This window comes from Salmonella sp. SAL-020 (assembly GCF_017372215.1).
GTDB lineage: Bacteria > Pseudomonadota > Gammaproteobacteria > Enterobacterales > Enterobacteriaceae > Salmonella > Salmonella enterica.
On record NZ_CP071690.1, the window covers coordinates 2,691,809 to 2,711,855 of the forward strand.

The following is a 20,047-nucleotide window of genomic DNA, read 5'->3' on the forward strand; positions in this document are numbered from 1 at the left end:
TCGCTTCCCGTTTCCGGGACCCTGCCTGACTGAAGAGCAGGCTGACAGGATACGCGCCGCGCATTGGGCAGGATTTACAGGACGGCGCGCCGGAGATGTAAAAGTTTTACCGGGCGGCGGTCAGCAGTCCTTTAAATTTTACCCTGATCATTGATGTTCAACCCTGACCGACCGCCACACCGTATAGTTGGCGGCGGTCATGAAGTAAAGAGACATGACTATGAGCTTTGTGAGACTTGAAACCTGGGGTGAATTAAATTATCCCGATGATCCACCACCTCTCACAACACTAAGACGATGGGCGCGAAACGGAAATATTTACCCGACTCCAGTATTACATGGCAGGACGTATCGGGTTGATCCGGACGCGTTTTATATCAAGCCGAATAAAGTGGGACTTGTGCTTGAACAGCACCACCCAAACGGGCGCACCGGAAAACCGAGTGCATTGCTGGAGAAGTTGATCAGTGAGTCGAAAAAAGTACGATGCTAACCTTCCGAGGAACCTCACCTACCGTAAGGCCAGTAAATCTTTTTTCTGGCGTAACCCGCTAACTGACAAGGAATTTCCGCTCGGTCAGATCGCCCGCAGGGACGCTATCACACAGGCCATAGAGGCAAACAACTTCATAGCGCAAAACCACACACCAGTGGCGCTTATTGAAAAGCTAAAAGGAACTGACTCATTCACTGTGTCCGCATGGATTGATCGCTATGAGGTTTTATTACAGCGCCGGAGTCTGTCGGTTAATACCTACAAGATTCGCGGTAATCAATTAGCGACCGTACGCGAAAAAATGGGGGAAATAATACTGGCAGAAGTAACAACCAGGCACATTGCCAAGTTTCTTGAGTCGTGGATAACCGAGGGAAAAAACACTATGGCGGGAGCAATGAGATCAGTTCTATCTGACATGTTCAGAGAGGCTATTGTCGAAGGGCATATTGTGAAAAACCCGGTGGAAGCAACCCGGATACCAGAGATTAAGGTGGCCAGGGAACGCCTGCAACTGGAAACGTATAACGCCACACGAGCGGCAGCAGAGCATATGCCTGCATGGTTCCCTCTCGCGATGGATTTAGCGCTCGTTACTGGTCAACGTAGGGAGGATATCGTAAATATGAAATTTAGTGATGTTTTTGACAACCGCTTATACGTAACTCAGATTAAAACCGGAATGAAAATAGCCATTCCCCTCTCCCTGACACTTCGGGCGACGGGGTTACGTCTGGGAACGGTAATCGATCGCTGCCGACTGGTAAGCCGCACTGATTTCATGATCAGTGCCGGAATCAGGAAAAATAGCCCAACCGGGAATATTCATCCGGATGGATTGACAAAGACATTTGTAAAAGCAAGAAAAGCCTCCGGTGTTAACTTCAGCAATAATCCACCGACATTTCACGAGATCCGAAGTCTGGCCGGGCGGCTGTACAAAAACGAGCACGGCGAGGTGTTCGCCCAAAAACTCCTGGGCCACACATCAGCGAACACCACGAAACTCTATCTCGATGAGCGTGATGATAAAGCTTATATGATGCTCTAATACTCCAATTTTCGTTGTGAAATAAATGTTAAATTTAATTTGATTGTGATATAACCAAAAAGACCGGAATACAGAAATTCGGAAAAATTTCGGAAAATTTCGGATCATTGATCATAAGTAACTGTTTTATAAGAAAAATAAAAAGAGACCGAATACGATTCCTGTATTCGGTCCAGGGAAATGGCTCTTGGGAGAGAGCCGTGCGCTAAAAGTTGGCATTAATGCAGGCTAAATCGCCTTGCCCTTTAAGAATAGATGACGACGCCAGGTTTTCCAGTTTGCGACGAAGGTGATTGAAAAAACCTGGCGTTTTGTCTGTTATCAGAGATAAAAAAACCGTAAGCCTTTTCGTGAAGGTTTACGGTTTTTTATTAAAAATCAGTCAGCTATTGGATGGATCACAAAGCTTTTGCGCACGTTCGATAAACGGCGCCAGACTCATTTTCTCACCGGGCTTCGCCGGGTTATCGATTCGAATGACGGCAATAGGCTGAGCACGCGTTTTACCCTCCGCTACTTGCTGTTCGGCAATGGCATTCAAGGGATACTGCACCAGCGTACTGGGGTTGATCACATAGAGCGCCTGGCCAGGCCGACAGGTCAACATGACCTCTTCCCGATTAAACGCCCACTTGTCTTTTCCTACTTCAAAACGACTTACGGTAATCACCTGCGGCGCCGCCAACGCTACGCCCGAAGTGGCCAGCAGAAGCGCCGGAAGGAGTATTTTTTTCATTCGTTATGCCAGTCCATCAAAAAGGTTCGAGGGTTGCAAACAGGCTGACGATCGCCAGAACTATGCCTCCAACTCCCCATTCAATTTGCGTCATCCTGACAAACCATAGGTCAGTCCGGGGATTTTCCTGTCGCATACGTGGTACGAGAACATACCGATTCGTCAGCGCAATTGCTACCATAAGCACGACCAGCGCACATTTTAACAAAAGCAACTGTCCATAGGTGGTCTGCCAGATAGCGGTAAATCCCGTGATAAATAGCGTGTTGCCAATGCCTGTGAGCAATACGCCCGCCACAAAAAAGTGACCATAACGAGAAAAACGCATCATGGCGCTAATAGCATGTTGACGCCAGCGTCCCTGAGCCATGCGCATACAATAAACCACTGGCAACAGCCCACCAAACCAGGCTGCGGCACAGAGTAAATGCAGAGCATGGTTAATCTGCTGTAATGTTCCCACTACACCGTCGCGCATCGTCGCATGTCCAACGCCTGCCAGCAGGATAAACTGAGCAACGGTGAGAATAAGAAGCCGTCGTTGCATTTTTACCGGCGCAATGACTACCACCGCCAGCGTGACCAGCGCGAGGATAATTTGCCATATCCAGACCGCGCCAAAGCGGGTTTGCAGTACCGCGCCCCACACCGAGACGGAAAAAACATCGGGCCAGCCGCCGCCCATCAGTCCGCCCTGAATCGCCAGCATAAAAGCCGCGCTGATAACGCTCCAGGCGGCGGCATGTCGTTGCAGATGTAAAAATCGACGCGTCATTAAACGACGAATTGATGCGGGTGCCAGCCAGGCGCCGTAAAGCGCGCAGCCGTAGACCAGCATCAAACTAGCAAAATGAATAAATCGGAGAGTTATCCAGACGAATGTCAGCATCATTTATTTCACGCTGAAGGTGTATTTCCCTTTTGTTTTATGTCCATCCACCGACACAACGTGCCAGTCTACCGTGTAAGCGCCAGATTTTAACGGCTGCTCAAGCGGGATAATCAACTGCGTTTTATCCTGTTCATTTCGCTTTGCCGGGCGCGTTTTGATGAGCTCTTGCTGAGGGCCAGTAATGGTTGCGCCGCTGAACCCTGGCTCAATCCCTTCAGAAAAGTTCAGGGTCAGCGCCTGTGGCGAGGCCGTAACGGCAGCATTCGCCGCTGGATACTGATGCGTCAGGTGCGCATGTGCCCAGGCCGCTGGCGTCGCAAATGTCGATGCCAGCAGCAGTAAAGCTAAACGTCGCGATGGTGCAGAAGAAGCCATATTCACTATTCCTTTTTGTTATACCTACGTTACAAAGAATAACCTTCAACAATCAATGAGTCGAGGATCATCATTTCCATCTTGCCATTACCGCGGACTCTTAGTACCTTCTGGCGGCAACAAAAAAGGAGACGCGTATGAAAACGAATCTGGCTCAGCTTGAACAAGCGGAAATGGATAAAGTCAATGTGGACCTGGCGGCAGCCGGGGTGGCATTTAAAGAGCGCTACAATATGCCAGTTGTCGCGGAGGCGGTCGAACGTGAGCAGCCAGAGCACCTACGCGCCTGGTTTCGCGAGCGGCTGATTGCCCATCGTCTGGCTTCCGTATCACTATCCCGACTCCCTTACGAACCCAAAGTTAAATAAAAATTATATAACGTTACACTTCCTTACATGCAGACGACTACATTATAAGGTGATTCTTAACCTATGCTTTTTAGAATGGCTGTAGAGACTATGAAAAGGAAGTCATTATGTCCTCCTGGAAAATTGCTGCTGCGCAGTATGCGCCCCTGAACGCCTCGCCGGCGGAGCATGTCGCCCATCATCTGGAATATATTGAGCTTGCGGCTCGTCAACAGTGCGAACTGCTGGTCTTTCCGTCACTGTCGCTATTAGGCTGCGACGAAAGGAATAAATCGTTGCCCGCCCCGCCTGACGAGGCGCTTTTACAGCCGCTCACTCATGCGGCCGATACCCACCATATGACTATCATTGTGGGTATGCCTGTTGAGCATAACTGCCGCTTCGTAAAAGGCATCGCTATTTTTGCCCCATGGCTAACGTCGCCGCTCATGTTTCACAAAAGTCATGGCGCCTGTATTGCCAGGCAGCGAAGCGCTATCAACGTGGTGGATGAGCAGCCAGAAGGTGGTGATATAGATCCCTCATTTACGTTATTCACAACCAGTCAATGTCTTAACGAACCTGAACTCCATGCTTCTACCTCACGCTTACAACGTTTTTCGCATAAATATGCGCTGGCCGTACTGATGGCCAATGCCTGTGGAAGTAGCGCGCTGTGGGATGAAAGCGGGCAACTTATTGTTCGTGCCGATTGCGGTTCGCTATTACTGACGGGCCTGCGCACAACGGAGGGTTGGCAAGGCGATATCATTCCATTACGCTAAGGTCTTTCGGTGAGGAATGAATCATGTTGCGGATTATAGACACGGAAACCTGCGGGCTGCAGGGCGGGATCGTAGAGATAGCCTCTGTTGATGTCATTGATGGCAACATTGTCAATCCCATGAGTCACCTGATACGCCCCGATCGCCCTATTACGCCGCAGGCGATGGCGATACACCGTATTACCGAAGCCATGGTCGCCGATAAGCCGTGGATTGAAGATGTCATACCGCTTTATTACGGTAGTGAGTGGTATGTCGCTCACAATGCCAGTTTCGACAGACGCGTATTACCTGAATTGCCGGGTGAGTGGATCTGTACCATGAAGTTGTCGCGACGCCTGTGGCCGGGAATAAAATACAGCAATATGTCGCTCTATAAATCGCGCAAACTAAGCGTACAAACGCCACCGGGGCTGCATCATCACCGGGCGCTTTATGATTGCTATATCACCGCCGCCTTGCTGATTGATATTATGCGAACCACCGGCTGGACCGCGGAAGAAATGGTCAATATCACGGGCCGTCCTGCGCTGTTAACCACTTTCCCGTTCGGTAAATACCGCGGTAAGGCGGTATCTGAAGTCGCAAAACGCGATCCGGGCTATTTACGCTGGCTTTTTAATAACCTTGATAATATGAGCCCGGAACTTCGCCTGACGCTTAAACACTACCTGGAAGATGTTCAGGCTGGCGAGCAACGCAGCAATGGAACACCACAATAACCCGCGACGCTCACAAGCCGTTGCGGGCGCGCGCGTCTATGCGCTATGTAAGGTTCCCTGCGCCAGGCCGATTAAAAAGGCGAACTCCAGCGCGACGCCTTCGTAGGATTTAAACCGCCCCGACTTACCACCGTGCCCGGAGTCCATATCCGTACATAGCAGCAGCAGACGTTGGTCCGTTTTTAGCTCGCGTAATTTTGCCACCCACTTCGCCGGTTCCCAGTATTGCACCTGGGAATCGTGCAATCCTGTCGTCACCAGCAGGTGCGGATAGTCCTGCGCTTTGACATTGTCATAAGGACTATAGCTTTTCATATAGTCATAATACTCAATATCCTGCGGGTTCCCCCACTCTTCAAACTCTCCTGTCGTTAGTGGGATCGACTCATCCAGCATCGTGGTTAATACATCAACAAAGGGTACCTGGGCAATAACGCCGTGGAAAAGCTCGGGGCGTTCGTTGATAGCGACGCCCATTAGCATTCCGCCCGCGCTCCCGCCCATCCCGTAACACAGCGACGGCGAACCGTAACCCAGTTTTAATAAGGCATCGCAGGCATCAAGATAGTCATTAAAAGTATTCCGCTTTTTGAGGAATTTGCCATCTTCATACCACTGCTGCCCCAGCTCACCGCCGCCGCGAACGTGTACGATTGCGTAAACAAAGCCACGATCCAGCAAGCTCAGTCGGCTGCTGCTGAAGTCGGCGTCAATACTGGAACCGTAAGATCCGTAGCCGTAAACCAGAAGCGGATTTTGCCCTTTACGAAAATACTTCTGATGATAAACCAGCGATACCGGCACTTCGACGCCGTCGCGCGCGGTGATCCACAGGTGTTCGCTCTGATAACAGCCAGAATCAAACCCAGGCACTTCCGTCTGTTTAAGTACCCGTCGTTCTCCGGTATCCATATCCAGTTCAAACAAGGTATCTGGCGTCGTCATTGAAGAATAGCCGTAACGCAGCCGGGAGGTCTCAGGTTCGGGATTATAGGCAAGCCACGTCACGTAAGCCGGATCGTCAAAGGCGATGCCTATCACTTCACGGGTTTTACGGTTAATTTGCCGCAGGCTGGTAAGCCCCCGTTGACGCTCTTCGACCACTAACCAGTCGGTAAACAGGGTAAACCCTTCCAGCATAATATGCTCGCGCGGAGGGATCAGCTCTTCCCAGGCGTTTTCATTGCGCACGCGGGTACGGTACAACCCAAAGTTTTTACCGTTCCGGTTAGAACGCAGGTAAAACTTATGTTGATAGTGATCGAGACTATATTCATGGTCTTTGCGACGCGGTAAGAATGAAAACGGCTCGGCATCGGCCAGTTCCGCGTCAAGTAATAGCACTTCGCTAGTGGTGGCGCTGGCAAGATGAATCACCACATAATGCTGCGAAGTGGTTTTATGCAGGCTGACATAAAAGGTATCGTCTTTTTCTTCATATACCAGTTCATCTTGCGATGACGGAGTGCCAATCGTGTGCCGCCAAACCTGATAGGGCAGCAGCGTCTTCTTATGCTTACGCACATAGTAAAGGGTCAGGGAATCATTGGCCCAGACAAACTCAGGCGCAACGTTATCCAGCAGTTCCGGATACCAGTTACCGCTTTCGAGGTTACGAAAACGCAACCCATACTGACGACGGGATAAATAATCTTCTGCCAGCGCCATGATGGTATTATCCGGCGTAATGGCAAGCCCGCCGAGCGTATAAAATTCGCTGTGCGCGGCCCGCTGGTTCGCATCGAGCAAGGTTTCCCACACATCCCACTCTTCGCTTAACGCCGATTGTCGTTGATAGATGGCATATTCGCAGCCGGGTTCATAGATATAACGGTAGCGATAGCCATTTTTCACATACGGAGCGGAAACTTCTCTGGGCGGGATGCGATCGATAATTTCTTTTAGAATGCGGTCCTGTAACGCCTGCTGAGAGGACATGACCTTCCGGCCATACTCATTTTCCTGATGCAGGTAATCAAGGACTTCCGGCTGCGAGCGAGTGTCATCTCGCAGCCAGTAATAATTATCAATGCGCGTATCGCCATGTACGGTCATGGCATAGGGAATTCGATTGGCTTTTGGCAACATGTCGTTTTTTCTTTTGCGTTAATATTTGTTATATATCACGCGGCAAACACAGCGGCGTAGCATGGTAGTCCCGGTCGCTCACCTCGGTAAGCGCCTGAGATGTCACTGCTTCGCCGCTATCTTGCAACATGAATGACGTAAACTATCCATCCTATAAGGGTGGCAAAAGACACGCATGATGCAAGCGAAACATGTTACTTAATGGCAGGTTATCAGCCTGGTAGCGCCTGTTTTTGCTGCTGCAAGTCCTGCTCGATACCGTCCCGAACCTCCTGAGGAATTTTTAGTGCGTCTCCTAACGCATTCAGATAGCTACGTTCCATAAAGTGGTCAATATCAATGGCGGCGCAGCTCAGGAAGTAGATTTCCAGGGCTTCTTCTTCATTACGAACGCCCTGTGCCAGACGTTGTGGATCAAGCGGCTGCTCAATAGCTTTCTCGATAAACACACGCCCTTGCTCTTCCACACCTGATTCTCGCAGTTGGTGCTCAATCGCCGCGCGTTCTTTGGCATCAATATGCCCATCGCTTTTTGCAGCAAAAACCAGCGCCAGGATCAGTCGCTCAGTGCGAACATCCAGCGGCGTACTTTGGCTGCCGAATTGCGGCTCCCCCTGATGCGCAGCGCGTACTTTATCTTTGTACTTATTCCACAATACGGAACCCGCCACCGCGCCGCCGCCCACCAGCAAAGCGCCAGTACCGTATTTAGTTAATAATTTGCGCGAAGACTTATTGGCGACCAACAGTCCAGCCAGACCGCCCAGCGCGCCGGGAACCAGCAGTTTATTTAACCCCTGTTCACCGGAAGACGATGCGGAAGCGCCTTTTTGCCCAAGAAGTGATTGTAATTGGTTCAACCAGTTAGCCATAGTACCCCTCAAATACAGACCAATAATGGTCAAGCGTACCTGAGGGGATGTCAGGAATTGTCTGTTCCGGCAAAAGAAGCGCAAATTACGCTGCTAGCGGGGCTTATATTCCGCCTTGCCGGCTTTGCAATCAACGATGACCTGATAATGAATATCGGCACTTTTACCGCGAACAGTTAGCGGAACTGTCCATTTATCATTTTGACCTACAACGTCCTGCACATTAACCCACGCGACCGGGTCAGCCTGCCCGACCTTTTTTTGGTCGTCGGCCCACCGCACGATACGATTTTGCTGGTAGTCGCGCTTCACGCTTGCCGCAATCCCGGCGGCATCCAGCCCTTCACACTGCGGAAACTTAACCGATTTACTCTCGGTGGATGCCGCAAATGCCGATACGCTGGCGGATAACAGCAGCAGGCTCAACAACGCTCCTCTTTTATTCATACTTTTCTCCTTAGCACAATGATTCAGGAAAAGCATGGTACAAAACGCCGGGAGCGCAAGTACGGGTTCAGGCGGCTTGCTTTTTCGTTTTACTCGCGGCGTCCTTTTCAACCGCCTGCGGAGAAGGCAACTTACCGGTTTTGAGGATAGTGCTTAACACCTCTTTATGTTCCGCCAGCCACAGCGACAACGCTTCGCGCTGCCCATCTTCCAGCACGACTGGCGACTGCTCAAGCCAGGTATCAAGAAGATCGGCAGTATCGAGCATTTTGTCCCAGGCGTCGGCTTCCTTTTTACTGGTAAATGACATCTTCTCCTCACCCTCGCGAATGACTACGTATTTAACTTCAACCGCCATTTTGCAGCCCCTTATTTACCTGTGTTTATATACAGTATATTGCAAGACAGCAAGAAAAGCAATCTATTCGAAAAGACATACGCAAACGTTTTCGTATATACTGCGCGCAGGTAAATAAGGGGACAGAAATATGACGCTATTAGGCACTGCGCTGCGTCCGGCAGCAACGCGGGTGATGTTATTAGGGGCAGGTGAATTGGGAAAAGAAGTGGCGATTGAATGCCAACGCCTGGGGATCGAGGTTATCGCCGTCGATCGCTATCCTGATGCTCCCGCCATGCATGTGGCTCACCGTTCACACGTCATTAATATGCTGGACGGCGAGGCGCTACGTCATGTGATTACAGAGGAAAAACCGCATTATATCGTGCCGGAAATAGAAGCGATCGCCACCGATACGCTGCGTGAGCTGGAGGACGAAGGGCTGAATGTCGTGCCTTGCGCCCGTGCAACGCAGCTCACGATGAACCGCGAAGGGATCCGTCGCCTGGCCGCAGAAGAATTAGGTCTGCCGACATCGACGTATCGCTTTGCCGACAGTGAGGCCAGTTTTCATGATGCGGTAGCCGCAGTGGGTTTTCCTTGCATCGTCAAACCGGTCATGAGCTCTTCCGGCAAAGGCCAGAGCTTTATCCGCTCGGCCGAACAGCTCGCGCAGGCATGGGAGTATGCTCAACAGGGCGGACGCGCTGGCGCGGGTCGCGTGATTGTGGAAGGCGTGGTTAAATTTGATTTTGAAATTACGCTGCTCACCGTTAGCGCCGTCGATGGCGTGCATTTCTGCGCGCCAGTCGGTCATCGTCAGCAAGATGGCGACTATCGCGAATCCTGGCAGCCACAGCAGATGAGCGAACTGGCGCTGAAGCGGGCGCAAGAGATTGCGCGTCATGTGGTACTGGCGTTAGGCGGGCATGGCCTGTTCGGCGTTGAACTCTTCGTCTGTGGCGATGAAGTCATTTTCAGCGAAGTCTCCCCTCGCCCGCACGATACCGGAATGGTGACGTTGATTTCTCAGGATCTTTCTGAGTTTGCGCTGCATGTGCGCGCCTTTCTGGGAATGCCCATAGGCGCTATTCGCCAGTATGGTCCCGCTGCCTCGGCCGTGATTCTGCCGCAGCTTACCAGTCAAAATGTGACGTTTGATAATGTACACACGGCGGTAGGGGCCGGAGTGCAGGTACGGCTGTTTGGTAAGCCTGAGATCGACGGCAGCCGTCGTCTTGGTGTAGCGTTAGCGACAGGTGAAAACGTTGAAGAAGCGGTGATAAGAGCGAAAAAGGCCGCCAGCCGCGTGACGGTAAAAGGCTAATGCGCCATCGCCTGATGGCGACGTTAGCGCATTTTTATCAGACCTGCCTGATCGCCACTCGTAAGCCCGATAAGCAAGCGCCATCGGGCATTTAACGGCTTACTGTTTCGCGCCTTCTACCGCTTCGCGCGCCAGTTTGGTGATGCGATCGTAATCACCCGCTTCCAGCGCGTCGGCCGGCACCAGCCAGGAACCGCCGATGCACAACACGCTTTTCAGCGCCAGATAGTCACGATAGTTTGCCGGAGAGATGCCGCCGGTTGGGCAGAAACGTACCTGAGAGAACGGACCGGCAATCGCCTGCAACGCTTTAGTGCCGCCATTCGCTTCCGCCGGGAAGAATTTGAACTCTTTCAGACCATAGTCCATGCCCAACATCAGTTCAGAAACGGTGCTAATACCGGGAATCAATGGGATAGTGCCTGCCGTCGCGGCTTTCAGCAGTGGCTCAGTCAGTCCCGGGCTAATCGCAAACTGCGCGCCCGCTTCCGTCACCTCCGCCAACTGCTGCGGATTGAGAACGGTTCCGGCGCCGACAATCGCTTCCGGCACGTCTTTAGCGATAGCGCGAATAGCATCCATCGCGCAGGCCGTACGTAAAGTCACTTCCAGAACGCGAACGCCCCCGGCCACCAGCGCTTTAGCCATCGGCACCGCGTGCTCCAGTTTATTGACTACAATGACCGGGACAACCGGGCCGGTGGTCAGGATTGCTTCTGCACTTGTTTTCCAGTTTTTCATCGGAATTCTTCTCTCGCCTGATTACTAGTGTGTCATCTTAAAAAGTGATACAGGTTGCGCCCTGCTCCGCACCCGACAGCTTTTCGCGCAGCGCGCCAAACAACTCACGCCCCGTTCCGACGCGCGACGCGCTCAGGTCCGGAATATGAGGCTGACGAGCGGCAAGTTCCGCCTCGTCGACCAGCAGAGTTAACTCACCTGTCTGCCCATTCACGCGAATGATGTCGCCATCGCGCACTTTTGCCAGTAAGCCGCCATCGTAGGCTTCCGGCGTTACGTGGATAGCTGAAGGCACTTTACCCGAAGCGCCTGAAAGTCGTCCATCAGTAACTAACGCGATTTTGAAACGGCGGTCCAATAATACACCAAGTGGCGGCATGAGTTTATGTAATTCTGGCATTCCATTCGCTTTTGGTCCCTGATGACGCACGACAACGACACAATCCCGATCAAGCAGACCCGCGTCAAACGCAGGCAGCACATCATGCTGACTTTCAAATACCATGGCAGGCGCTTCAATGATCTGGTTTTCAACCGGTACCGCAGACGTCTTCATTACTGCGCGCCCCAGATTACCGCTTAGCACCTTAGTGCCGCCGTGAGGAGAGAACGGCTTATCAAAAGAGGCAATGACATCGTTATCCAGTGACCTTTCCGCGCCTTCACGCCAGTCCAGCTCGCCGTTGTTGAGCCAGGGCTCCAGCGTATAGCGTTTCAGGCCGAAGCCTGCGACAGTGTTAACGTCTTCGTGCAGCAATCCGGCATTGAGCAGCTCACGCATCAATACCGGTACGCCGCCCGCCGCCTGGAAGTGGTTAATGTCCGCCGGACCGTTCGGGTACAGACGCGCCATCAACGGAACCACTTCCGACAAATCCGAGAAGTCATCCCAGTTGATCAGAATGCCCGCCGCGCGCGCCATTGCAACCAGATGCATGGTGTGGTTGGTGGAGCCGCCGGTAGCCAGCAGCGCGACAATGCCGTTCACCACGACTTTTTCGTCGATCATTTTACCGAGCGGCATCCACGTATTGCCGTTGCCGGTAAGACGTGTTACCTGACGTGCGGCAGCGGCAGTCAATGCCTCGCGCAGCGGCGCATCCGGATGCACAAACGAAGAACCCGGCAACTGCATTCCCATAAACTCCACCACCATCTGGTTGGTGTTGGCGGTGCCGTAAAATGTACAGGTGCCCGGCGCATGGTAAGAGGCGGCTTCCGACTCCAGCAGCGCCATTCTGTCTACTTTTCCTTCCGCATATAGCTGACGAATACGGACTTTTTCTTTATTCGGCAGGCCGCTCGCCATCGGGCCTGACGGAACAAAAATCGCGGGTAAATGACCAAAAGAGAGCGCGGCCATCGCCAGCCCCGGAACGATTTTGTCGCATACGCCGAGGAATAACGCGCCGTCAAACATATTGTGAGAGAGGCCTACTGCTGCCGACATCGCTATCACTTCGCGGCTGAGTAATGACAACTCCATGCCATCCTGCCCTTGCGTAACGCCATCGCACATTGCCGGTACGCCGCCTGCGACCTGACCTACCGCATTCACGGAATGCAGGGCCTGACGAATAATCTGCGGATAATGTTCATACGGTTGATGCGCAGAGAGCATGTCATTGTAGGAGGTAATAATGGCGATATTATTGCGCAACATACTTTTCAGCGAGGCTTTGTCCTCTGGCTGACAGGCGGCGAAGCCATGCGCCAGGTTGCCGCAGGCCAGTTGAGATCGGTGGACCGTGGCGGTTTTCGCCTGCTCAATGCGGGCAAGATAGGCTTCTCGGGTCTGCTGCGAGCGTTCGACAATACGCTGTGTTACGCGTAACAAATTAGGATTCATAGAGGCTCCTGAAATTTATCTGTCCGGCTACCGGGTTTACCATGCGTTTCATCAATGTGGAAAGACAGTGAAATACATGATGTCCGGGGATAATGGGGCAAAATCGTTTCAGGCAGTGTAATAAAAAAAGCCTCGCAGGTGAATCCACACGAGGCTTAAAAGTGCAAAAATGATTCTACAATCTGTGTTAGATCATGTTACCGGTAAAATACCACCTAAGAGTGAGTGGCAAATTTACTCAAACTCATTCCACGAACGACCGTCACGGGTAATCATCGCCACGGACGCTACCGGTCCCCAGGTGCCCGCCTGATACGGCTTCGGCGCGTCGTTGTCCATCGCCCATGCTTCGGTAATGGAGTCCACCCACTTCCAGGCTTCTTCCACTTCGTCACGGCGGACAAACAGCGCCTGAATGCCACGCATCGTTTCCAGCAGCAGGCGCTCATATGCATCCGCCAGGTGCGTCTGATTAAAGGTCTCGGAGTAGCTCAGATCAAGCTTCGTGATCTGCAGATTATGCTTATGATCCAGCCCCGGTACTTTGTTAAGCACCTGAATATCTACGCCTTCATCCGGCTGCAGGCGAATCGTCAATTTGTTCTGCGGCAGGTCTTGCCAGGACTCTTTAAAGAGATTCAGTTCAGGCGTCTTGAAATAAACCACGACTTCAGAGCACTTGGTTGGCAGACGCTTGCCGGTGCGCAGATAGAATGGCACGCCCGCCCAACGCCAGTTATCGATGTCGACGCGGATCGCGACGAAAGTTTCGGTGTTGCTGCTTTTATTCGCGCCCTCTTCTTCCAGATAGCCCGGCACCTTTTGACCCTGCGCAAAGCCCGCGGTGTATTGACCACGAACCGTTTTTTCACGCACGTTGGAGCGATCAATACGGCGCAACGATTTCAACACTTTGACTTTTTCATCGCGAATACTGTCGGCGCTCAGGTCAGACGGCGGTGACATGGCAATCATGCAGAGAATTTGCAGCAAGTGGTTCTGGATCATATCGCGCATCTGACCGGCCTGGTCAAAATATCCCCAGCGCCCTTCAATCCCCACCTCTTCCGCTACGGTAATCTCAACGTGATCGATAGTGCGGTTATCCCAGTTATTAACGAATAACGAGTTGGCAAAACGCAGCGCCAGCAGGTTGAGAACCGTTTCTTTGCCCAGATAGTGGTCGATACGATACACCTGGCACTCTTCAAAGTATTCGCCGACCCGATCGTTAATCTCACGCGAGGTCGCCAGCGAAGTACCCAACGGTTTTTCCATCACGACGCGCGCCGGTTTGGCGTTGAGTTTAGCCTCTCCTAACCCTTTGCAAATAGCGCCAAAGGTGCTGGGCGGCATCGCAAAATAGTTAATGGTGGTGCGGTTTTTTTGATCCAGCATATCGCCCAGGCGACTAAACGCAGGCGTATCGTTAACGTCAAGATTACAAAAATCCAGACGGCCGCTCAGCGTATCCCACAAGCCTTCATCAATTTTTTCCTTCATGAAGGTTTCCAGCGCCTCACGCACGACGTGGGTATAAGCTTCTTTATCCCAGTCCGCGCGCCCCACCCCAATGATACGGGTATCCGGATGGATCTGGCCGGCTTTCTCAAGCTGATACAGGGAAGGCAGCAGTTTCCGGCGCGCCAGGTCGCCTTTCGCGCCGAAAATGACCAGGTCACATGCCTGGGCTGTTTGCGTTACCGCCATGTCATTCTCCTCAGTTAATCTCCTGGTACTTTAGCCAGGATATCGTTGTAATTTTATTACACAGCACTGTACTGCTTTTACGAGATTACGGAAACCGTAAACGCCTTTTCATGGGTGAACCGGCGTTTGATTGGCAATATAATCGGCAAAACGCCTAATAAAATTGTCGCTTTTCCACACAAGCTGGAACTTAAAATCCGACGTCGGTCATGTAATGAAAAAAAACGACACCTTTTTTAGCCATTTTGCCCCCTTTGACAGCCGCCAGGAGTAATATCTAACAAAACGCGCTCGGTTTCGCGCATCATTGAAATCGCTAATACCCATGAGCCTTGCTAATCATGAATATGCTGGAAAAAGTCCAGTCTCAACTGGAACATTTAAGCAAATCTGAACGAAAAGTCGCCGATGTTATTCTGGCCGCCCCAGGCAGATCGATTCACTTAAGCATTGCCATGCTGGCCCAGGAAGCTAACGTTAGCGAGCCAACGGTGAACCGTTTCTGTCGCAGCATGAATACCCGCGGCTTTCCTGATTTTAAACTGCATCTGGCGCAAAGTCTGGCAAATGGCACCCCCTATGTTAATCGCAATGTGGATGAAGATGACAGCGTCGAGGCCTATACAGGAAAAATCTTCGAGTCCGCTATGGCCAGTCTCGACCATGTTCGCCAGTCGCTGGATAAATCGGCCGTCAACCGCGCGGTCGATTTACTGACCCAGGCAAAAAAAATCGCCTTTTTTGGTCTTGGTTCCTCCGCCGCGGTCGCGCATGACGCCATGAATAAGTTTTTTCGCTTCAATGTGCCGGTGATTTACTCCGACGATATCGTGCTGCAACGGATGAGCTGTATGAATTGTAGCGATGATGACGTCGTCGTGCTCATTTCGCATACTGGCAGAACCAAGAGCCTGGTGGAACTGGCGCAGTTGGCGCGGGAAAACGATGCGATGGTGATCGCCCTGACCTCCGCTGGAACGCCGCTGGCGCGCGAAGCCACGCTGGCCATTACCCTCGACGTACCGGAAGATACAGACATTTATATGCCCATGGTCTCTCGACTTGCTCAGCTGACCGTGATAGATGTGCTGGCAACGGGATTTACTTTGCGTCGCGGGGCAAAATTCAGAGATAACTTGAAGCGTGTCAAGGAAGCGCTCAAGGAATCGCGTTTTGATAAAGAATTACTCATCAAGAGTGATGACCGCTAAAAGCAATAACAATGTTCTACCCTTTTCGTCATCCGGGGACGTTCATTTTATACCGTTAAGGTTTCAGAACGACCGGATCAATGTTCACGCAACACCAAGTTGTTTTAGTCAACGGAGTATTACATGTCCAGAAGGCTTCGCAGAACCAAAATCGTTACCACGTTAGGCCCGGCAACTGACCGCGATAACAACCTTGAGAAGGTTATCGCCGCGGGCGCAAACGTAGTACGTATGAACTTCTCTCACGGCTCGCCGGAAGATCATAAAATGCGTGCTGATAAAGTCCGTGAGATTGCCGCCAAACTGGGGCGTCATGTGGCTATTTTAGGCGACCTGCAAGGGCCAAAAATTCGCGTTTCCACTTTTAAAGAAGGCAAAGTGTTCCTCAACATCGGGGACAAATTTCTGTTAGACGCTAACCTGGGTAAAGGCGAAGGCGACAAAGAAAAAGTCGGCATTGATTACAAAGGGTTGCCGGCAGACGTCGTTCCTGGCGATATCCTGCTGCTTGACGATGGTCGAGTGCAGTTGAAAGTGCTTGAAGTCCAGGGCATGAAAGTCTTTACCGAGGTCACCGTCGGCGGCCCGCTGTCTAACAATAAAGGCATTAACAAGCTCGGCGGCGGGCTTTCTGCTGAAGCGCTGACCGAAAAAGACAAAGCCGATATTCAAACCGCTGCGCTGATAGGCGTTGACTATCTGGCCGTCTCCTTCCCGCGCTGCGGCGAAGATCTGAACTACGCACGCCGCCTGGCACGCGACGCCGGCTGCGACGCGAAAATTGTGGCTAAAGTCGAACGCGCCGAAGCGGTATGCGACCAAAACGCCATGGACGATATCATTCTGGCCTCTGACGTTGTGATGGTCGCACGTGGCGACCTGGGCGTTGAAATCGGCGATCCGGAGCTGGTTGGTATCCAGAAGGCGCTGATTCGCCGTGCGCGTCAGCTAAACCGTGCAGTCATCACCGCAACGCAGATGATGGAGTCGATGATCACCAACCCGATGCCGACCCGCGCGGAAGTGATGGACGTGGCGAACGCCGTCCTGGATGGCACGGATGCAGTTATGCTGTCTGCCGAAACCGCAGCCGGTCAGTATCCTTCTGAAACCGTTGCCGCAATGGCGCGCGTCTGCCTGGGCGCAGAAAAAATCCCCAGCATCAATGTGTCTAAACACCGTCTCGACGTGCAGTTCGACAACGTTGAAGAAGCTATTGCCATGTCTGCGATGTATGCGGCAAACCATCTGAAAGGCGTTACCGCGATCATCACCATGACGGAATCCGGTCGTACCGCGCTAATGACTTCCCGTATCAGCTCCGGCCTGCCGATTTTCGCCATGTCGCGCCATGAACGCACGCTGAACCTGACCGCGCTCTACCGCGGAGTAACGCCGGTGCATTTTGACAGCGCGGCTGATGGCGTTGTCGCGGCACATGAAGCTGTTAATCTGCTGCGCGATAAAGGGTATCTGGTTTCCGGCGACCTGGTTATCGTGACCCAGGGCGATGTCATGAGCACCGTCGGTTCAACCAATACCACGCGTATCTTGACCGTGGAGTAAAACTCCCCCACGCCTGTTCATCAGGTAGTACAGGGTTTGTCAGCATAAAGCCTCTCTTACGAGAGGCTTTATTTATTTGATGGGATAAAGATCTTTACGCTTATACGGCTGAATCTCGCCTGGCTTGCGGGTTTTGAGCAGCTTCAGGATCCAGGTGTACTGTTCCGGATGCGGGCCGACAAAAATTTCGACCTCTTCGTTCATCCGTCTGGCGATAGTGTGGTCGTCAGCCGTGAGCAGATCGTCCATTGGCGGGCGAATCTGGATAGTCAGGCGATGCGTTTTACCATTATACACCGGGAAAAGCGGTATCACGCGTGCGCGGCACACTTTCATCAGCCGACCAATCGCGGGCAGCGTCGCTTTGTATGTCGCAAAGAAATCAACGAATTCACTATGCTCCGGGCCATGATCCTGGTCCGGCAGGTAGTAACCCCAGTAGCCCTGACGAACAGACTGAATAAAGGGTTTAATCCCGTCATTGCGCGCATGCAAACGTCCGCCAAAACGCCGACGCACGGTGTTCCAGATATAGTCAAAAACCGGATTACCCTGATTATGAAACATCGCCGCCATTTTTTGCCCCTGAGAGGCCATCAGCATAGCTGGAATGTCGACGCCCCAGCCATGCGGTACGAGAAAAATGACTTTTTCGTCGTTACGACGCATCTCCTCAATGATTTCCAGACCTTCCCAGTCAACACGCTGTTGAATTTTTTTCGGACCGCGCATCGCCAACTCAGCCATCATCGCCATTGCCTGTGGCGCGGTGGCGAACATCTCATCGACAATCGCTTCGCGCTCAGCTTCGCTACGCTGCGGAAAGCACAAAGACAGATTAATTAGCGCCCGGCGACGAGAACTCTTCCCCAGCCGTCCGGCAAAGCGCCCCAGCGTCGCCAGCAAAGGGTCACGGAATGATGCCGGTGTTAATGCAATCCCCGCCATTGCCGCCGCGCCCAACCAGGCGCCCCAATACTGCGGATAGCGAAAGGATTTTTCGAATTCAGGGATATACTCACTATTATTTTTTTTGGTTTCCATGCTTTTCCAGGGTCTGCTGACGCGAAAAGGAATTGTGAATAGTGTAGCGACGTCTGCGCCGCACACAAAACAAAAAAGCCGGCACACATCGCGTACCGGCTCTGTCAGCGCATTTGTTAATCGAAGCGCAGTTGTGGCAGAACCTCTTTCACCTGTGCCAGGTATTCACGACGATCTGACCCCGTCAGACCTTCCGTGCGCGGCAATTTTGCTGTTAGAGGGTTAACGGCTTGCTGGTTGATCCATACCTCATAATGCAGATGCGGCCCTGTGGAGCGCCCGGTGTTACCAGAAAGCGCAATACGATCGCCACGTTTCACTTTTTGCCCCGGTTTCACCAGCAGCTTACGCAAGTGCATATAACGTGTGGTGTAGGTGCGTCCATGACGAATCGCAATGTAGTAACCGGCAGCGCCGCTACGTTTAGCGACCACGACCTCGCCATCCCCCACCGACAGCACCGGCGTACCCTGCGGCATCGCAAAGTCAACGCCACGATGCGGCGCAACGCGTCCAGTAACCGGGTTCAGACGGCGCGGATTGAAATTGGAGGAGATGCGGAACTGTTTGGCGGTCGGGAAGCGTAAAAAGCCTTTCGCCAGGCCAACACCGTTACGGTCATAGAATTTACCGTCAGCGGCGCGAATGGCGTAGTAATCTTTACCATCGGAACGCATCCGCACGCCCAACAACTGACTCTGTTCACGCTTGCCATCCAGCATCTCGCGCGACATCAGAACCGAAAATTCATCGCCCTTTTTCAGCTTGCGAAAATCCATCTGCCACTGCATGGCTTTTATCACTGCGCTGATTTCGCTGCTGGTTAAACCTGCCTCTTTCGCGCTGGCGACAAAGCTCCCCCCTACCGTGCCTTTCAGCAGACTGTTAACCCAGTCCCCCTGCTGCATTTCACTGCTCATTTTAAAACCGTTGGCAGTGCGATCGTAGGTACGCGTTTCACGGCGGGAGACTTCCCATGTCAGACGCTGTAAATCGCCATCGGCAGTCAGTGTCCAGGAAAGCTGTTGGCCAATTTTCAGATTGCGCAGCTCCTTATCAGAAGCGGCAAGTCGGCTAATATCGCTCATATCGATGCCGTACTGATTCAGAATGCTGCTTAACGTATCGCCTGTGGAGACGACGTATTCATGGACGCCGACTTCGCCTGCGGTTTTATCGTCCAGCTCATCCTGAGGAATAGCTTCATCTTCCTGCGCGGCCTGATCGATGGGTTCGCTGGCCTCCGGTAAGAGGGAACGAATCTCGCTTTTCTCCAGTTCAATAGTTTTAACGATTGGTGCGGATTCTGGGTGGTAAACATAGGGCCGCCATACGGCGACGGCCAGTGTCAGAACGGTAAGTGACCCCAGCATAACGCGGTGGGGTCGGGGCAGATTATTAAATGCCAGGGCGACAGAGCGGGCTATCTGTTGCACGTATTCACTTCC

Annotated in this window: 20 protein-coding genes; 8 read left to right on the top strand and 12 right to left on the bottom strand. The window is 52.3% G+C overall.

The annotated features are described in order from the left end of the window. Positions 1–214: 214 nt before the first annotated feature. Positions 215–493, top strand: a complete 279-nt coding sequence (locus J1G48_RS13160) for an excisionase (protein WP_001575998.1) — start codon at positions 215–217, stop codon at positions 491–493. Beyond that, on the top strand, positions 468–1,547 hold the full coding sequence (locus tag J1G48_RS13165; RefSeq protein ID WP_000087636.1) for a tyrosine-type recombinase/integrase: 1,080 nt from the start codon (positions 468–470) through the stop codon (positions 1,545–1,547). Before J1G48_RS13160 ends, J1G48_RS13165 begins: the two co-directional genes overlap by 26 nt. A 382-nt stretch (positions 1,548–1,929) precedes the next feature. Here J1G48_RS13165 and J1G48_RS13170 read toward each other — a convergent pair whose 3' ends face one another. Genes J1G48_RS13170 through yobA form a run of 3 tightly spaced genes read right to left on the bottom strand, consistent with a single transcriptional unit; the run spans position 1,930 to position 3,550 of the window. After that, positions 1,930–2,283: a YebY family protein gene (locus J1G48_RS13170; RefSeq protein ID WP_000722370.1), complete on the bottom strand. Its 354-nt coding sequence runs from the start codon at positions 2,281–2,283 to the stop codon at positions 1,930–1,932. Between the two features lie 16 nt (positions 2,284–2,299). After that, positions 2,300–3,175, bottom strand: coding sequence for a copper homeostasis membrane protein CopD (gene copD, locus J1G48_RS13175; protein WP_000979694.1), 876 nt, complete (start codon positions 3,173–3,175; stop codon positions 2,300–2,302). After that, on the bottom strand, positions 3,176–3,550 hold the full coding sequence (gene yobA / locus J1G48_RS13180; protein WP_000168393.1) for a CopC domain-containing protein YobA: 375 nt from the start codon (positions 3,548–3,550) through the stop codon (positions 3,176–3,178). A gap of 137 nt (positions 3,551–3,687) precedes the next feature. On the opposite strand from yobA, the gene J1G48_RS13185 reads away from it, so the two are divergent. The 3 genes from J1G48_RS13185 (at position 3,688) to exoX (ending at position 5,404) form a co-directional block, all read left to right on the top strand. Next, complete coding sequence (locus tag J1G48_RS13185; RefSeq protein ID WP_000856224.1) at positions 3,688–3,918, top strand: DNA polymerase III subunit theta; 231 nt, start codon at positions 3,688–3,690, stop codon at positions 3,916–3,918. 107 nt (positions 3,919–4,025) lie between these two features. Then, positions 4,026–4,682 (top strand): carbon-nitrogen hydrolase family protein, encoded by a 657-nt coding sequence (locus tag J1G48_RS13190; RefSeq protein WP_000100257.1) that lies wholly within the window; start codon positions 4,026–4,028, stop codon positions 4,680–4,682. Between the two features lie 23 nt (positions 4,683–4,705). Next, entirely contained in the window at positions 4,706–5,404 is a 699-nt protein-coding gene (exoX, locus tag J1G48_RS13195) for an exodeoxyribonuclease X (protein ID WP_000944288.1), read from the top strand. Positions 5,405–5,440: 36 nt separating this feature from the next. Here exoX and ptrB read toward each other — a convergent pair whose 3' ends face one another. The 4 genes from ptrB to yebG all read right to left on the bottom strand — a co-directional run bounded on the left by ptrB (position 5,441) and on the right by yebG (position 9,169). Further along, complete coding sequence (gene ptrB / locus J1G48_RS13200; RefSeq protein WP_000936990.1) at positions 5,441–7,492, bottom strand: oligopeptidase B; 2,052 nt, start codon at positions 7,490–7,492, stop codon at positions 5,441–5,443. A 212-nt stretch (positions 7,493–7,704) separates the two neighbouring features. After that, entirely contained in the window at positions 7,705–8,364 is a 660-nt protein-coding gene (locus tag J1G48_RS13205) for a tellurite resistance TerB family protein (protein ID WP_000024715.1), read from the bottom strand. Positions 8,365–8,457: 93 nt separating this feature from the next. Further along, positions 8,458–8,811, bottom strand: coding sequence for a protein YebF (yebF, locus tag J1G48_RS13210; protein ID WP_001042123.1), 354 nt, complete (start codon positions 8,809–8,811; stop codon positions 8,458–8,460). A gap of 67 nt (positions 8,812–8,878) precedes the next feature. Continuing rightward, positions 8,879–9,169: a DNA damage-inducible protein YebG gene (yebG, locus tag J1G48_RS13215; RefSeq protein WP_000257723.1), complete on the bottom strand. Its 291-nt coding sequence runs from the start codon at positions 9,167–9,169 to the stop codon at positions 8,879–8,881. 130 nt (positions 9,170–9,299) lie between these two features. Here yebG and purT point away from each other — a divergent pair, with 130 nt between their 5' ends. Further along, positions 9,300–10,478 (top strand): formate-dependent phosphoribosylglycinamide formyltransferase, encoded by a 1,179-nt coding sequence (purT, locus tag J1G48_RS13220; RefSeq protein ID WP_000173418.1) that lies wholly within the window; start codon positions 9,300–9,302, stop codon positions 10,476–10,478. 99 nt (positions 10,479–10,577) lie between these two features. Here the strand turns inward: purT and kdgA are convergent, their stop codons facing one another. From kdgA to zwf, 3 genes are all read right to left on the bottom strand, one after another. Further along, positions 10,578–11,219 (bottom strand): bifunctional 4-hydroxy-2-oxoglutarate aldolase/2-dehydro-3-deoxy-phosphogluconate aldolase, encoded by a 642-nt coding sequence (gene kdgA, locus J1G48_RS13225; RefSeq protein ID WP_000800494.1) that lies wholly within the window; start codon positions 11,217–11,219, stop codon positions 10,578–10,580. A 37-nt stretch (positions 11,220–11,256) separates the two neighbouring features. Next, the gene (edd, locus tag J1G48_RS13230; RefSeq protein ID WP_001069113.1) at positions 11,257–13,068 is read right to left on the bottom strand and encodes a phosphogluconate dehydratase; all 1,812 of its coding nucleotides are present in this window, start codon (positions 13,066–13,068) and stop codon (positions 11,257–11,259) included. 234 nt (positions 13,069–13,302) lie between these two features. Beyond that, on the bottom strand, positions 13,303–14,778 hold the full coding sequence (gene zwf, locus J1G48_RS13235; RefSeq protein ID WP_000301711.1) for a glucose-6-phosphate dehydrogenase: 1,476 nt from the start codon (positions 14,776–14,778) through the stop codon (positions 13,303–13,305). A 341-nt stretch (positions 14,779–15,119) separates the two neighbouring features. On the opposite strand from zwf, the gene J1G48_RS13240 reads away from it, so the two are divergent. Together J1G48_RS13240 and pyk are read left to right on the top strand one after the other, a co-directional pair. Beyond that, positions 15,120–15,989, top strand: coding sequence for a MurR/RpiR family transcriptional regulator (locus J1G48_RS13240; RefSeq protein ID WP_001056720.1), 870 nt, complete (start codon positions 15,120–15,122; stop codon positions 15,987–15,989). 123 nt (positions 15,990–16,112) lie between these two features. Then, positions 16,113–17,555, top strand: a complete 1,443-nt coding sequence (gene pyk, locus J1G48_RS13245) for a pyruvate kinase (protein ID WP_000091156.1) — start codon at positions 16,113–16,115, stop codon at positions 17,553–17,555. A 72-nt stretch (positions 17,556–17,627) separates the two neighbouring features. Here pyk and lpxM read toward each other — a convergent pair whose 3' ends face one another. Both lpxM and mepM read right to left on the bottom strand, forming a co-directional pair. Beyond that, the gene (gene lpxM, locus J1G48_RS13250) at positions 17,628–18,599 is read right to left on the bottom strand and encodes a lauroyl-Kdo(2)-lipid IV(A) myristoyltransferase (RefSeq protein WP_000448401.1); all 972 of its coding nucleotides are present in this window, start codon (positions 18,597–18,599) and stop codon (positions 17,628–17,630) included. 116 nt (positions 18,600–18,715) lie between these two features. Continuing rightward, complete coding sequence (gene mepM / locus J1G48_RS13255; protein ID WP_001184028.1) at positions 18,716–20,035, bottom strand: murein DD-endopeptidase MepM; 1,320 nt, start codon at positions 20,033–20,035, stop codon at positions 18,716–18,718. Positions 20,036–20,047 lie beyond the last annotated feature (12 nt).

Bases quoted from the DNA above. Each gene is read 5' to 3' on its own strand.
- yebF (WP_001042123.1), bottom strand. From the start codon at position 8,811: ATGAATAAAAGAGGAGCGTTGTTGAGCCTGCTGCTGTTATCCGCCAGC.
- yebG (WP_000257723.1), bottom strand. From the start codon at position 9,169: ATGGCGGTTGAAGTTAAATACGTAGTCATTCGCGAGGGTGAGGAGAAG.
- copD (WP_000979694.1), bottom strand. From the start codon at position 3,175: ATGATGCTGACATTCGTCTGGATAACTCTCCGATTTATTCATTTTGCT.
- J1G48_RS13205 (WP_000024715.1), bottom strand. From the start codon at position 8,364: ATGGCTAACTGGTTGAACCAATTACAATCACTTCTTGGGCAAAAAGGC.
- J1G48_RS13240 (WP_001056720.1), top strand. From the start codon at position 15,120: ATGAATATGCTGGAAAAAGTCCAGTCTCAACTGGAACATTTAAGCAAA.
- J1G48_RS13170 (WP_000722370.1), bottom strand. From the start codon at position 2,283: ATGAAAAAAATACTCCTTCCGGCGCTTCTGCTGGCCACTTCGGGCGTA.
- ptrB (WP_000936990.1), bottom strand. From the start codon at position 7,492: ATGTTGCCAAAAGCCAATCGAATTCCCTATGCCATGACCGTACATGGC.
- pyk (WP_000091156.1), top strand. From the start codon at position 16,113: ATGTCCAGAAGGCTTCGCAGAACCAAAATCGTTACCACGTTAGGCCCG.
- J1G48_RS13190 (WP_000100257.1), top strand. From the start codon at position 4,026: ATGTCCTCCTGGAAAATTGCTGCTGCGCAGTATGCGCCCCTGAACGCC.
- J1G48_RS13185 (WP_000856224.1), top strand. From the start codon at position 3,688: ATGAAAACGAATCTGGCTCAGCTTGAACAAGCGGAAATGGATAAAGTC.
- exoX (WP_000944288.1), top strand. From the start codon at position 4,706: ATGTTGCGGATTATAGACACGGAAACCTGCGGGCTGCAGGGCGGGATC.
- zwf (WP_000301711.1), bottom strand. From the start codon at position 14,778: ATGGCGGTAACGCAAACAGCCCAGGCATGTGACCTGGTCATTTTCGGC.
- purT (WP_000173418.1), top strand. From the start codon at position 9,300: ATGACGCTATTAGGCACTGCGCTGCGTCCGGCAGCAACGCGGGTGATG.
- J1G48_RS13160 (WP_001575998.1), top strand. From the start codon at position 215: ATGACTATGAGCTTTGTGAGACTTGAAACCTGGGGTGAATTAAATTAT.
- lpxM (WP_000448401.1), bottom strand. From the start codon at position 18,599: ATGGAAACCAAAAAAAATAATAGTGAGTATATCCCTGAATTCGAAAAA.
- yobA (WP_000168393.1), bottom strand. From the start codon at position 3,550: ATGGCTTCTTCTGCACCATCGCGACGTTTAGCTTTACTGCTGCTGGCA.
- kdgA (WP_000800494.1), bottom strand. From the start codon at position 11,219: ATGAAAAACTGGAAAACAAGTGCAGAAGCAATCCTGACCACCGGCCCG.
- edd (WP_001069113.1), bottom strand. From the start codon at position 13,068: ATGAATCCTAATTTGTTACGCGTAACACAGCGTATTGTCGAACGCTCG.